The 13,813-nt window shown below is 48.2% G+C and carries 16 protein-coding genes and 1 pseudogene; 11 read left to right on the forward strand and 6 right to left on the reverse strand.

Translation table 11 applies throughout. The annotated features are described in order from the left end of the window. Window positions 1-11: 11 nt before the first annotated feature. Window positions 12-896 carry an alpha/beta fold hydrolase gene (locus JMI88_RS09615; protein WP_201361585.1) on the reverse strand — a complete coding sequence of 295 codons (885 nt, stop codon included), beginning with the start codon at window positions 894-896 and terminating at the stop codon, window positions 12-14. 95 nt (window positions 897-991) lie between these two features. Beyond that, window positions 992-1,630 (reverse strand): hypothetical protein, encoded by a 639-nt coding sequence (locus JMI88_RS09620; protein ID WP_201361586.1) that lies wholly within the window; start codon window positions 1,628-1,630, stop codon window positions 992-994. A 362-nt stretch (window positions 1,631-1,992) separates the two neighbouring features. Here JMI88_RS09620 and JMI88_RS09625 point away from each other — a divergent pair, with 362 nt between their 5' ends. The 6 genes and pseudogenes from JMI88_RS09625 (at window position 1,993) to JMI88_RS09645 (ending at window position 6,519) form a co-directional block, all read left to right on the forward strand. Beyond that, window positions 1,993-2,433 (forward strand): hypothetical protein, encoded by a 441-nt coding sequence (locus tag JMI88_RS09625; protein WP_201361587.1) that lies wholly within the window; start codon window positions 1,993-1,995, stop codon window positions 2,431-2,433. Continuing rightward, a pseudogene (locus JMI88_RS41135) lies at window positions 2,372-2,632 on the forward strand (IS1634 family transposase); the annotation flags it as partial. The gene JMI88_RS09625 and the pseudogene JMI88_RS41135, both read left to right, overlap by 62 nt. Window positions 2,633-2,854: 222 nt before the next feature. After that, window positions 2,855-4,534, forward strand: coding sequence for an NACHT domain-containing protein (locus tag JMI88_RS09630; RefSeq protein WP_201361588.1), 1,680 nt, complete (start codon window positions 2,855-2,857; stop codon window positions 4,532-4,534). A 214-nt stretch (window positions 4,535-4,748) separates the two neighbouring features. After that, entirely contained in the window at window positions 4,749-5,588 is an 840-nt protein-coding gene (locus tag JMI88_RS09635) for a hypothetical protein (protein ID WP_201361589.1), read from the forward strand. Window positions 5,589-5,724: 136 nt separating this feature from the next. Further along, the gene (locus JMI88_RS09640) at window positions 5,725-5,949 is read left to right on the forward strand and encodes a hypothetical protein (protein ID WP_201361590.1); all 225 of its coding nucleotides are present in this window, start codon (window positions 5,725-5,727) and stop codon (window positions 5,947-5,949) included. A gap of 102 nt (window positions 5,950-6,051) precedes the next feature. Next, window positions 6,052-6,519, forward strand: coding sequence for a transposase (locus tag JMI88_RS09645; RefSeq protein ID WP_201361591.1), 468 nt, complete (start codon window positions 6,052-6,054; stop codon window positions 6,517-6,519). 171 nt (window positions 6,520-6,690) lie between these two features. Here the strand turns inward: JMI88_RS09645 and JMI88_RS09650 are convergent, their stop codons facing one another. Further along, entirely contained in the window at window positions 6,691-7,158 is a 468-nt protein-coding gene (locus JMI88_RS09650; protein WP_201361592.1) for an HD domain-containing protein, read from the reverse strand. Window positions 7,159-7,329: 171 nt separating this feature from the next. Between JMI88_RS09650 and JMI88_RS09655 the strand changes: the two genes are divergently transcribed. The 4 genes from JMI88_RS09655 to JMI88_RS09670 all read left to right on the forward strand — a co-directional run bounded on the left by JMI88_RS09655 (window position 7,330) and on the right by JMI88_RS09670 (window position 10,641). Beyond that, the gene (locus JMI88_RS09655) at window positions 7,330-7,911 is read left to right on the forward strand and encodes a TetR/AcrR family transcriptional regulator (RefSeq protein WP_201361593.1); all 582 of its coding nucleotides are present in this window, start codon (window positions 7,330-7,332) and stop codon (window positions 7,909-7,911) included. A gap of 358 nt (window positions 7,912-8,269) precedes the next feature. Further along, window positions 8,270-8,890 (forward strand): DUF6114 domain-containing protein, encoded by a 621-nt coding sequence (locus tag JMI88_RS09660; RefSeq protein ID WP_201361594.1) that lies wholly within the window; start codon window positions 8,270-8,272, stop codon window positions 8,888-8,890. A 171-nt stretch (window positions 8,891-9,061) separates the two neighbouring features. After that, the gene (locus JMI88_RS09665; protein WP_201361595.1) at window positions 9,062-9,673 is read left to right on the forward strand and encodes a DUF6230 family protein; all 612 of its coding nucleotides are present in this window, start codon (window positions 9,062-9,064) and stop codon (window positions 9,671-9,673) included. A gap of 167 nt (window positions 9,674-9,840) precedes the next feature. Then, the gene (locus tag JMI88_RS09670) at window positions 9,841-10,641 is read left to right on the forward strand and encodes a hypothetical protein (RefSeq protein WP_201361596.1); all 801 of its coding nucleotides are present in this window, start codon (window positions 9,841-9,843) and stop codon (window positions 10,639-10,641) included. An 89-nt stretch (window positions 10,642-10,730) separates the two neighbouring features. On the opposite strand, the gene ilvA is transcribed toward JMI88_RS09670, so the two are convergent. The 3 genes from ilvA to JMI88_RS39335 form a co-directional block, all read right to left on the reverse strand. Next, a complete protein-coding gene (gene ilvA / locus JMI88_RS09675; protein WP_201361597.1) occupies window positions 10,731-12,020 on the reverse strand; it encodes a threonine ammonia-lyase in 1,290 nt (429 codons plus the stop codon). Between the two features lie 435 nt (window positions 12,021-12,455). Continuing rightward, the gene (locus JMI88_RS40620; RefSeq protein ID WP_373323803.1) at window positions 12,456-12,512 is read right to left on the reverse strand and encodes a hypothetical protein; all 57 of its coding nucleotides are present in this window, start codon (window positions 12,510-12,512) and stop codon (window positions 12,456-12,458) included. Between the two features lie 29 nt (window positions 12,513-12,541). After that, window positions 12,542-12,682, reverse strand: coding sequence for a hypothetical protein (locus JMI88_RS39335; RefSeq protein ID WP_236022883.1), 141 nt, complete (start codon window positions 12,680-12,682; stop codon window positions 12,542-12,544). Window positions 12,683-12,876: 194 nt separating this feature from the next. On the opposite strand from JMI88_RS39335, the gene JMI88_RS09685 reads away from it, so the two are divergent. Beyond that, window positions 12,877-13,665: an acyl-[acyl-carrier-protein] thioesterase gene (locus JMI88_RS09685; protein ID WP_201361598.1), complete on the forward strand. Its 789-nt coding sequence runs from the start codon at window positions 12,877-12,879 to the stop codon at window positions 13,663-13,665. Window positions 13,666-13,813 lie beyond the last annotated feature (148 nt).

Here is a 13,813-nt window from a genome sequence, read left to right on the forward strand (position 1 = left end):
ATTAACGCATATCACCCCTTTTTGGTGGGTTTATGAGTCAAACTACAGAAGCGCTGGATGGTAGAGCAGAAAAGGTCCGGCTCATCATCCGCAATGTCGTGTCCGCTTTGTTCAAAGGTAACCAGTTGGGCGTGTGGTATGTCTGCCAGCATTTCACAATGATGGCATGGAATAATAGGATCATTTTTTCCACACAGCACCAGTGTGGGAACCGTAATAGAATGTAGTTGCTCTGCTATCGAGGAGGTCGCAAACATTGCCTCGGCGGCCTGCTGCCTGGTTAGTTGTGTGCCAACGAGCGGAGCGACCATGAGCGGTTCGTTATCTTTGAGATAGATCCATACACCAGGTCGGCGATTATGCCAATGGTAGCCAGTTCGTTGATCGCCACTTTTTGCGGCTTCTGCTTTAAATGTGGCGATATCCTGAGCCCACATAGGGTGGTTGGGACTGGCGATAGATTGCTCATCCTCCAGCATCCGGGGTCCGTTAGCGGTGGTGCTGCAGACAATCAAACTTTGTAGCGCCTCAGGATGGCTCAGGGCATAGAGCAGTCCAACGTCCCCACCAGATGAGCCTCCAATAAAGTTCCATCGTGGTATGTTCAAGTGTATACGTACTTTTTCCAGGTCTTCAACCAGGCATGAGAGGGTTGCATCCTCCGGTGACTTTAATGGCGATGATTGTCCCATGCCCCTTGGATTGACGACCACCAGCGTGCCTGCTGCCCGGCGCAAGGCCTGTAAGTATGAATTAGTATTCAATGTGGAGAATGTATTTCCTGTTGCCGGTGCAAAAGGATGCGTGGTGCAAAGAACTGGCTGTTGTTCACCAGTAATAAATACTTCAATGGCTGTCTGTTTATCAATCGCTAGCAGAATCTGTTTGACTGGCATCTTTGTGGCTCCCTCCAAACCAGTATTCTTCTCCTGATCTATTGTTTTAGATGATTGAAGTGAGTCGTCATAAATGCTCCAGTGATCGTTGAAGCTTAATCGCGCTCTTCTTCCTTTTGTAGGGCGGTATTCTCCAGGATGATATCCTCACCTGTTGTGGCTTCGCCAGCAATCCAGTTCTGGGCTAATTGTTCGGCGCTGAGCGCGGGCAGTTTGCGCAGTTCTCGTGGGATGAAGTAGCAGACCAGACTGATCAAAAAGGCACCGACCAGCAGATAGATCCAGCCATCCAGAGCACCGAGTCCGAACTGAGCCGTAACGAGGACGCCTCCGGTACAAAAGAGCAGCCCGAGCAGCGTGATCAGGATTCGAATGACCAGCCGACTCCACCAGGGGGTGACATGTCCATAGGCCTGCAGGAACAAGCGGTGCCGTTCTGTCTGGCGATAGCGTTGAATGTCAGCCAGTGCAGGCGCCTTGAAGGCATAAGAAATGCAGATAATACCGCCAATGATGAACGCGAGAAAAGCCAGCAACAGGAACACATGCAAGAGCCCTCCTGGCTGATTATAGGCCAGAATAGATAGAGGATTATCAATGTAGAGCGAAGCCAGCCCAAGCGCGCCTAATCCACCCGTAATTACCATTAAAAGACCATAAATGGGGTAATAGCGGCGGCGGTGCATCAGGCGTTGTCTATATTGTTCGAAATCAGGGTTTGATGGCGCAGACAAAACGTTTCTCACCTCCTTATAAGATAAACGATTTTACATAGCAAAAGAGTGCAAGTGTCCTGCCAGGACACTTACCCCTAATTTAAGGAGTGTAAACAAGACAGGTAACTAACTCTTATGCTCAAGAAGCCCGACTAGATACCCATAATCATACGCTTTTATTCGTAATTGTTCAAATAATTTACTGTCAAATTTAGGTTGCATATGTTGGGTATCTCGGACAATACCTTCATAGTTGGAAACAGCCGCTGAGGGAGCATGGTCAGGATGCCTTTCCTGAAGCTAGCAAGGTGGGGGTGAGCACGTTGGTGAAGTTCTACGAACAGGTGGTGTAGGCCTATCCGCATGCCACGCGCATCTGGATGGTGCAAGACAATTCCTTTATCCATTTTCATCCCGACGTGCTGGTCGCCTTAGAGCCGCAAGAGAGTCCGTTTCCGTTCAAACGAGCCAAGCACTGGCCTACCGAGCCAAGTTTGCGTGCCCTCAAGAAATGGCGGGAGCGCAAACTGCCGATTCAATTGGTCACGCTTCCCACCTCAGCCTCGTGGTGTAATCCCATTGAGAAGCTCTGGCGCAAGGCCAAACAGGAGAAGTTGCACTTGCACTGCCTGGCCAACGCCTTGAAGACTTTACGCCAGGAGATGATTGCTACTTTGAGCAGTTTGCCAACGGGTCCGCTGACCTGCTCCGCTACACCGGTCTGCATCCTCCCTATTAATTTGTCAATGTTCATGTACCAGTTTGGACCCGCTGGGGCTGCCGCTGACCACAGAAGTGCTCTCGAGCGAGCACGCCGATGATCGTGTGTATCTGCCCATCATTGCTCGTGTGCGTGAGGGGCTCTAACGGCAGGGATTGCTCTATATGGGAGATTGCAAAATGGCCGCGTGGCAGACCCGCGCGCGTCTTGCTGCGCAAGGGGATTTTTACCTGTACCCTCTTTCGACTCTGCAAGCACTTCCAGAACAGATAAACTAGGAACTGGAAATCCAACGCCGATAAGGCAGCCGACTGATTGAAGTCTGTCGCGTGGTAGAAGTGGAACGGCGTCTGCTGCGTGGGGATCCACATCAAGCACAGATTAGTGGGAGTCTTCCATATGATATAGTATGTCGTGTTATCGATGTATATAGTGTAATCACCGCACAAAAGGGATCCAGGTGATGGAAAGATTTAATAATTTGGAGTTGATCAGTGAAAGCGATATTAGAGAGACGAAATATGAGGAAACGTCAGCAGATCATTGAGCGTATACGTACTTCTTGGATTCAGGGGGTTCTAGAGCCTTCATTAGCAGATGTGCCATATATTCAACTGTTACTACAGCAACAGCAGGGTGGCGAGCCAGATCAGTATGATCAGGAAGGAGCAATGACTCTTTCATCTAACGCGCATATCATTGATATATATCATAATAGTGGCGGTAGATTGCTGATTTTAGGAGAGCCTGGTTCGGGAAAAACGACATTATTGCTTGAATTGCTACGTGACTTACTTGTATATGCCGAACAAGATGTGCATTTTCCTATTCCACTTCCCTTGAACCTTTCGTCGTGGTCTAGGAAAAGGTTACCACTTGAGCAATGGGTGTCTGAAGAGTTAGCGAGTCAGTACAAGGTGAAACCATTTGAGCCTGGCCAACTTCTGCTCCTGCTTGATGGGTTAGAAGAAGTGGAAGAAGATGTGCGTGAAGCTTGCGTTCAAGCTCTTAACTCCTATCAGAACACACATAATCAGGTACAGATGGTCGTATGTTGTTGTGCTATAGAATATAGACACTTGAAAGTAACCCTGCCACATCTCTCTGCCGTAGAAATTCGGCCATTGACAGATGAGCAGATCGATGCGTATTTAACCGCTCTGCCTGCTCGACAAGATGAGATAAAGGCGACTCTTTCTACAGATGATGTGTTACACGATGTAGTGAGAGGGCCACTTTGGCTATATATATTGGCGCATGTAGATCAGGACTCATTGCACCTGGATTTTTCGATGGCGAGCTTGGCTGAGAAAAAACATACGCTTCTGAATGCTTATATACGATCTCGATTACAGGTGCCTGAAAAAAATAATCGATATACGCTTCCCGACCAGTTGCGCTGGCTGGCGTTTTTAGCTCGTCAATTGTATGGGCACCAACAAACAGCGTTTCGGTTCAAACAGATCCAGCGATCCTGGTTGCCAGCAGGTCGATGGGTCCATATGTATCGTATTTTTATGGGAATTTTTGTGCTCTGCGCTGCAGGACTTACGTATAGTCTGGCTATTTTTGACTGGCGCGATATCTCTGCCATTATTGCTTTGCTGGTATGGTTAGTCCTTGCCGTCATTGTGTTTGTTGTATGGCGCTTAATAATTGCTGAGAATGCCAGGCAAAATATTAGCTCCCTTTGGTTGCTTGTTGGCTTCGGGTGGGCCGGGCAGTTTCAGAAGTTGTTGAGCGATCTCTCTCTTGGATGGATCTCCTGGTTCTTTATTGCGCTCAGTCTTCCAGTCATTTTTGTCGTGGTGGTTAGTCTTCCAGATAGGCGCCTCTCTTATCGTCCTGACGATGAATTTCGTCAAGCCATTCAGTACTCAATAGGATTCTGTTTGTGCAGTGTTTTATTGTTATGTCTATGGGGATGGCTATTACATGGGTTTGTGGGTATATGGAGCGGGTTGCGTTTGGGGTGGCTTTATGGGATATCTGCTGGATTGTCATTGGGTGGAGATGTTTCTATTGAGCACTTCATTCTTCGTTTCTGCCTCTGGCGTGCAAAGTGTCTTCCCTGGCGCTATATGGCCTTCCTTGACGATACCATGAAGAGAAAACTTTTGTACAGAGTTGGTGATCGCTACATTTTTTGCAATACGGCGGTTTTTAAGTACTTTTTATCATTGGGTCAGGGTTCAGAATGAGCACTGATCAATGTGGCAACTTTGAACAACCCACACTGTGACAAATAAATCCTGAGATGGCCTCCTGTTGATCGTTTGGTTGCTTAAAAAATTTGCACATCGCGTTACCTAAGGAGAGTTTCAAACCTAAACCTTTTTAGTAGATGTGTTTTGATTAAATTTAAAACCCAAAGAAATACTAGTGCTTATTTTGAGGGAGAAGGAGTTGTACATCATGCGTAGTGAAAGAGAATATATGGAACTTGCATTCATGGCCGACACAATTGGTCCATCTAGAGGTGATGAGTCCGAACAATCATTTCGTAATTGGGTTTCCCGTTGGGGGAAGCTTACTATTCCAACGTTGCAGCATATCGTTACTCACACACATGATGAGAGAGAGAAGCGTATTGCGCTCGCTGCGATTGGGTATGCCGAGAGTGATGAATCACTTCCTTTTCTCGAACCCTATTTACACCAAGGCTCATTTGCGGAGCGGTTTATGAGTGCCTGGAGTTTGTGGGATAGTCATCGTGCACTTGCATTTTCGGTGTTGTCTCAGCTTCTGCAAGTCGATCTTCTGGCTGAGAAGTTTGATACATCACATCTTTTTTGGATATTCGAAAGATATGGTCATTTTTTGTATGCTCTCGAGCAATGGAGAAATCCACACGTTATTCCAACATTGAGATACGCGTTTATTTATGCCTGGAAAATGTATCAGATGCTAGAAGAGCAAAGACTGACCTCGAGTAATGATAAAGATGATAAATTTATGGTAGAAATGTTTGATGATTATCTGGGCACTCTCGCTTATAAATTGGGCCAATTTCATGTCCTTGGGGGACTCACTGGCATTGATATTGATGATGATATGAGAGCAAAGCTTATTGTTTTGCTTACCCTAGGGCATTTCAAAGAACAGACGCATACGAACCTTATGGATGTATCGAGCATTATTTGTCTGAATACATCACATTCCATAAGATCATTAGTGATTTCCGCACTCCAAGAGCGTTTTGGTTTGCAGGAAGCTGAGTGCCAGGAATATCTTGATATTTATTGTAAAAAATGAAGTTATTACCAACAGGTCCAGATGATGAAGATCTCAAGGAAATCAGCGACGGTGATTTCCCATTTTGATATTGATGGAGCTGTTAAAATGCTCAGTATTTTTGGGGTTATGTGATATATAGAAAAAAGAACATCTGATGCTTTTATATCTTCATTCCACGCGACGCGAAGCCCTCACGGCCAGCGAAACCACGCTCACCCGCTGGTCGCTCACCACCAATCCGGCGACCCTACTGACTCAGGTTTCTACGGTCCCGGCAATCTTCTTTGAACACTTGTATGATCCAGGTGGCCGGATGCACACCTTTGGTGGGATTAGCTGCACTCCAGATGGCGAATTCTTTGCGTTGCAGCAGCCCTAGCTGTCAGATTCCCACCCTCAAAGCCCTTGCGTGATAGAATAGCGCCGTTGGGATGACCTCTTGCCAGCTCGAACCGCTATCGTTTCTCACACTGGATGCCCGATGATGAGTATGGATTGCCCCCCCGATCGTCGCTGGCTTGTCATGGACAATGTTGACCATATTTGTCTCTTCGACTGGCACACTGGCGAGGTGATCAACATCAAGTTCGCTACGAAAGATTGTACCCCCCTGTCCAATGAAACTTCATTGTACGACGGTTCCGCGTCGAATCGAAATGGTTCGACGCAAGAGCATCATCACGCATTACAAGCAGGCAGAAAACGCCAAAGGGATGAGGCATTTTGGGAAACCTATCGGGCGAGACCTGGGATCGAAGGAACCCATTCACAGGGCGTCCGAGCGTTTGGCATGCGGCGTAGTCGTTACCGAGGCATGGAGAAAACGCATTTCCAGCAACTATTGTGTGCGACTGCGATCAATGTTGTACGAGTCTTGGATTGGCTGGATGAGAAATCCATTGCGAAGACGCGTGTATCTCGATTTGCTGCATTACAATTTGTTGCTTAAATTTTCAGGTTCGCCAACGGTATCACCTTCGATGATTACCGAGAAGGACACGTTGCCGTAACAAATCAAAACGTGCTCGACCATACATTGAGTGTTTGAGTAGTTTCAATCGATTGACTTGACCGTGACTCCATGGAAGAGCCTTGGCGCTCATCTCAAGTTTCTAGCTTGCTATTGTATCTTCAGCCCCTGCCACCACTCTTTAGGCTCTACATGTAGGCATGCTTCAGCAAGATTTTTTGCGACATCCGTTTGTAATCCTGCATAGCAGTTAGTGATCCAATCTTGAGTATTGGGATAACCTTGCACCTGGTATTCTCTTGCTTGAACGATGCATTCTAGTAGATCTGCGTCATGTGCCAGGATGCCTTCTGGTGAGCGCCGCTCTTCATAATCATCAAAAAAGGAGAGAATATTTGTTGCTATTTCTTGTGGTAGTCTCTCGACTTGCTCTGTGATAGTTCTTTCTTCGTCTTTTATCGCCGGCTCGTAGTAGCCTAATTCTTGAGATTGATCTCCATAATAGACTAAGTGATACCCTAGATTAATAGATGCGGCCTCAGGATTATCATGAATAAATTGTATGTACTGATCAAGTACCTCTAATTGTCCACAATAAAGAGCCAGGCCTACCATCATACTCCTTTGAACCCATTTATTGTCTTCGCGTGCATAATTTTGTTCTCTGTGCCTGCAAATTTATACTTGCCCTGAAATTCTCTGTTTGAATAATGTACTTTGTGGTTCTAATATGTTATGCTAGACAAAACTATTTAAAAAAAACTTTTATATAGCCAGGATAAAGAATGTATGCACCAGAATGCGAAATCCCCAAAAGTAGACCGGCGCGCCGAACTTTTAAAAGTCTCACGAGAAATTATGGCCGAGAAAGGCTATGAAGCTACTACCGTTTCGGCAATTGTAGCCAAAGCCGGTGTTGCCCAGGGAACGTTCTACTGGTATTTTCCCTCCAAATCATCGATTGTTAAGGCTCTCACGATAGAGATGCAGGAGGAGGTCCAGGCGGCGCTGGCCAGCGTATTCATGGCATCCGAATCCCTTGATCGGAAGATAGAGAGAAGCATCGAGGCGATATTCGGCATCCTGAGCAATTACCGAGATGTGCTGGTTCTGTCGCGTCTCGTTGATTCTGCCTCGGAGAATGAGTTTGCCTTTGCGCCCTATCATCGCTTTATTGCCGACTTGCTGCACCATGAGCAGTCGCGTGGAACCATCACTAGTTCCATTGATCCTGATATAGCGGCGGAGCTTATTGTGGGAACTGTTTACTATGCTACCCTGCAATGTTACGTCTACCATTCGACGCTGCCGGTAGAAAAATATATTGCAGGAACAGCGCAATTTGTTCGCCAGGCACTTGGTCTGGTTTGAGGTTGCCTGCTGAAAGCAACGCCGTTCAGATGAGCCATAAACTCGCGCTTCCGCTACCACTACCGATATTAACTTTTCTCTGATTTGCCACCATTTTTGCTATTTTTTCTCCCGCACTTGACAAGCGCAATGGCATCATTTATTTTTTGTATGTAAGTTTATTGATTGAGAGTCAGTCAGTTATATATGGATGGCTGGATATCTATCTCCTGTATTTATTTGGGTATGCTCTTATTGGTAGGCTATACATGTATTTTGGTGTGCACCATTGGACAATAGCGGTAAATAAGTATCAAGCCTTATAGCCTGCTATGAAAGAGAAATAGGATCTCAGTGTTAAGCAAAGGAGGCTCTTGCGATGGCTAATCAAGATGATCCAACTATCGTTGAGGTTCAGGCCAGGGAAGCCAGTGTTGAAGAAGCAACAGCAGGCACAAATATTTATATTTTTAAAACGCGCACACAGTGGACGCTGCAGCGCCTGGCAACGGCACGTGTGTGGGTGCATCACCGTCTTCAATGGTTTGCGCGGCTAAAGAAGAATGCTGACCAGAAGGACGACTGGCGGCAATGGTCACAATTTCGTCTTTGGCGCAAAACACGTCCATTCGCGGGAGCGATTCTCATCATAATCGCGGGCCTGCTGGTGCTCTGGGGTCCTGTGGCATTGTTGCCATTTGCGCTCTTGCCGGGTAGCAATATCTGGGCTGGCATACTGGTAGGTGGCCTGATCCTGGCTATGGGCATTATCCAGTTACTGGTCCCTTCCAATGCGCTTGTTGCCGGGTCAATCGCCGTTGTCCTCTCGCTGGTGTCGCTGCTCGTTGCCGCTGGAGGTTTTGGTATTGGTATGCTCCTGGGCATTATCGGTGGGGCGATGGGAATTGCCTGGCAGCCTGTTTCTCGTTCCCAGAGTCGTCCTCGTCCTCACTACAAACTTCCATCGTCCATCAAGCGACCTTTTCTGCGAACACGCTAATGCTCATTTGAACGCTATCCTGTAAACACGTTGTCCGCGATGTAGTGCTATACAACAACAATGGTTGTGTAACACAACTGAGAGAGCCAACCGGGTGACTCTTAATCGCCCTGCGTAAGGGCAAATATTAACTAACGTTAACTTTATTTTTGAATGCGGGTGTAAAAGATTATGGAACAGGAACATTTCATCGGAGAAAACCTGAACGAGCTGAATCTTCCCAACGAAGATCAGAATCCACCTGAACAGCAGCCTGCTATTGGAAAGGTCAACCGCTCGATATTTTGGTCAGTGATGCTGGTCGCACTGTTGTTGCTCAGCGGTATCACTACCCTTATCAGCAAAGGGGCTATTGCTATGGCGGCAGCGGTACCTGTACCGGTAACGGTGACGTCATCGTCGATCAAGACGACGAGATTTCGTCTCTATCCAGGAATATCCCAGGCCGATAATACGTCTCCCGTCGCCGTGAACCAGCTGGACGGCACGCTCTCGAATCTGGTGATTACGAAAACCGTTGCCCTGCCGGTAATTGGCAACGTTACGGTTACCCTGAAGGCAGGACAGAATACTCCGGTCTCTACTACCGGTCTCACGACTGACGTGGCGGGTCTCTCTTCCGAGTCGGCAACCTTCGGAGGACAGGCAGTGAGCAGTAACGCCAACGGCAATGCCTTTGAGATTGATGCCCAGTCCGTTACATTGAACAATATCACTATTAATGCGCCTTATATGATTGCTAATAGTATGACACTGCCAGGGTTGTCGCTCACGGTCAAGTAAAAGGATACTCCAGATTATGCCGGGGCCTATCCGTTTGCGCAGATAGGCTCCCCGGTACCTCGGTCTGGACGCATGCTCATCATTAGATGAGCTACACTTTTCAGCGGGATTGTCTTCTGCTGATAGAGGGGCGATTTCGCTTCAAGAATAGAAGGAGAGTAGATGACGTGTACTCTGTGCGACACCGTGTTATACGCCTGTGTATCCCTATCCTGATACTTGGCCTGATCGTCGGGGGATCAATCCTGACTATAAATCCTGTTGCAGTCTACGCGCAACCGTCTACAGCGCAAAACACGCTGAGCGCTTTCTCAAATTCTGGTACCACCGTACGCGATACTGTACACGGTACAACGAGAGGTTTCGAGGCTGCGGGTAACTATACATTGGAAGCGACCGAAATCATAGGAACGAACGCGCACTTGAACTTATTGTCCGATCCTCTGTATCCCACTCTTACCTTTAGCGCGGCTACCATGGACGGATTTAGTTTGAGCCATCCATTCTATAGTACGGCGCTCCTGCTTTCGTCGACTGGTACGGTAACGGCGACGGGCGTGGCGATTAAAACTGGTCTGTTTAAGGATGTGGATACCGGGCTCAAAAGTTTCGTCAATAAAACCGACTTGCTTGTGCTTGCTGCGGGCGGTACTGTAAGTCGATTGGAGATGAGGAATGTGACCTTAACGGTGGATCACTCGATAAATGCAGATACCTTTGCTGCCAGTGGCTTTCACCTGGCAATTACCACCGATCTGCCGCATCTCACAGCTGTACCGCCAACTGATACGCCGACGCCGACCGCGACTGCAACCGCGACTGGTACGGCAACCGCGACCCCGACTGGTACGGCAACGCCCGCGTCTGGTGTGACGCCTTCACCCCAACCGGGTCCGACACCAACCGAGACTCCGACGCCGCCGCAGAAAAACTGCCCCTGCCTGCTCCTTATTTGTTGGTGTCGCTAGCAAGAAGAGTCCCTTCACGTGGTGAGGAGACTCTTCTTTATCTTTGTCACTTCATTGGGAGGTGTCTTGAGCAGCACAACGGTGGCAGATCAACGGAGAGCCCGGGCCTCTTCAACGGTGTAGCCTGCAGCTTGCAGGCTCTGCAACAATTCTTCACATTGGGCCCGGTTACGTGTTTCGACTGTGATCATTGCCTCATGTTGCATAAAAGGCATCTGGCTGGAGACACGCTGATAGTGGACGTCGATGATATTGACGCGCATGCCAGCTACAATATTCAGCATATGGGCCAGTTCACCGGGGCGATCGGCCAGGCTGACGTGGATGGCAAAATAACGATTGGCATTTACCAGAGCATGTTCGGTAAAGCGGCCCAGTAGGTTAATATCCAGGTTGCCACCAGTTAAAGGCACCACAACGTGCTTATTTTTCACTGGTATGCCGCCACTGAGGAGGGCCGCTACTCCGGTCGCGCCTGCTCCCTCGACCAGGATTTTGTGCCGTTCCATCAAAAGGAGGGCTGCATCGATGATTTGTTCATCGTCGACCACTACCACATCATCCACTAATTGCTGAATAATCGGGAATGTGATCTTGCCAGGCTGCTTGATGGCGATGCCGTCAGCAATGGTAGCGATCGCGGGCAGTGTTTGCAAGGTACCGGCATTCAATGATGCTCGCATACTGGCGGCGCCCGCCGCCTCGACGCCAATAATTGTAATCGAGGGCTTCAGGGCACGGACGGCCAGCGCAATGCCCGAAATAAGTCCACCGCCACCGATCGGCACAACTATAATATCAGCTTCTGGTACCTCGGCCAGCATTTCCAGTCCCAGTGTGCCCTGGCCAGTGACTACATCTATATCATCGAAGGCGGGCACATAGATTGCTCCCGACTCTTGCTGCAATTTCAAGGCATGCTGCACAGCATCATCATAGGTTGCGCCAGAGAGAATAACATGCGCACCAAGGCTCTGCGTGGCCGTTACCTTGGTCAGCGGCGCATTTTCTGGCACCACTATTGTGCAGGGAGTATGCAATTGTGCGGCCGCAATAGCAACGCCCTGGGCATGGTTGCCGGCGGAAGCTGTAATCACGCCTGCCTGGCGTTGTGCATCCGTGAGGCGAGAAAGCTTATAGGTGGCTCCACGTACCTTGAAAGAGCCACCACGCTGCATTTGTTCAAATTTTAGATAGATATCAGCCTGCATCGTCTCGCTCAATGAGCGTGAGCGCACAAGCGGCGTATGTTCAATAAATGGTTTTAAATATTGTTGCGCCTGCCAGATATCCGCAATAGTTATAGGTGCTTGATAAGTAGTTTTGTCTGATTCATCAGGAAGTGCCTCGGCCGAAACACTTTTTTTAAGGGAAGTCATTGCTTTGCCAGTCCTTTCTGGAAGTTGTGATTACATTATCACTATAGGATCAGATGGGCAAGATAATAATTGCCAGAGTTTTTCTATAAATAGGAGGCACATGCTCTAGCCCTTTTGCCTGCAGCAAACACTGCCTTCTTATTTTATCAGAAGGATAGCTGTTTTTGATACTGGTCGTGGACAGCTACGTTCAGGCGACGCGAATCTTCCTCTCCTCCGTACGAGATCATATTTTTTGGGACGCGCGTTGGGAAGGTTGTCTGTTGATGGGGGGGCGCGAGGAGCGAGCGGTCGCGAGGGACAATACATTTCATTTTTTATCTTATCATATGATCTAATGAAGTTCATTGTAATTTTTGTTCGATTTACATCTAAGCGCGCAAAAAAAAATGACCCTTTATTTATAGGCAATTTCCAGGATCAGCTTAAAAGTTTTTATGGTTGTTCGAGGATGCGCTGTTTCTCGCGTTCGAATTCCTGATCGCTGAGCACGCCAGCGGCATACAGCTCACCTAGCTTTTCTAGCTGTGATAAGCGTTCAGAAGTGGCATGTGCTGATTTTTCAGCATCTGAGCCAGCCGCTGGAGGTTCTCCCCTGGAAATTTGGGTGGATATGTCGGTTGCATATAATATGGTGGTGCCGGGCGCTTTCTTTTAGTCATTGCTATGCTCCTTCTGGTACGACTGCTGGCCGCTAGCTATTCAGTTTTATTAGTAGTATAGGTATATTTTATCTCAAAATGGATCATCCAAAGGATGGAAATACTTCACTAAAAAACGGAGCATTGGCTATCCGTGTGTAGCGGAAGCCAGAGCTTGTGGCTTATAATCAAGGAAAGCTAGTGAAGGAGCAATAATGAGACGACAATTCTGTCATACGTATACAGCTCGCTATGATGAAGGTGATTGTTATGGACACCTGACTCCCACCGCGTTTTTACGCTACATGCAAGATATCGCCGCATTGGATGCCGAGGATATTCAATTACCAGGAGATGGCTACTGGATCATTAAGCGAACCGTGATCGATTTCGCGGCCCCGGTGCAGATGCATACGCGCTTAGAAATGCAGACGTATGGCATGGGGTTCTCGCGCATTACTGCGCAGCGTGGTTATGAAGCGCGCATTGCCGGCTCCAGTCATGATCAACCCGTTATCAGCGCGCATTCGTTATGGGTATATGTCGATAAGCGTGGCAGGCCGACGCGGATGCCTGAAGGTACGGCCGCTATCTGGTTACCCGACGGTCCGCTGGCTCCCAGTCCTGAGACTCCTTTTCCGCCGGCACCACAGGCCGCACCTGAGACAACTACCTATCGCGTACGTTTTTCAGATACAGATCTCATGCAACATATGAACAACGCGGCCTATGTCGAGATACTGGATAATGCCGCCTGGGAAATTTACATCAGGACTGGTATCACGCCGGAGACGGCTATTTTGACGGCCAGGCAGTATGATATCGAATATTTAGAGAGTGCGCGTCTGGGCGAGACATTGGAGATCAAAACCTGGTTTGATGATTTCCCGGCCACGGGACAATCTTTTACGCGTTATCAGCAGGTCTGGCGCGGCGATACCCTGCTTGCTCGTGCCCGTTCAAGCTGGCTTTATGCTACCGAGAAAGATGCATCACAGATATAAGCCGGATCAGTAATATTATTATGTGTGCCGCTCTAAATGCTCTTTATGAGCAAATGTATTTCTTACGCAGAAAGACCGGGGAACTGCTGTCCCCGGCCGGAGCGTGGATCTTTCACCGCTGATGACACACCCACCATCCAGTGAAAAC

This window comes from Dictyobacter formicarum (genome assembly GCF_016587435.1).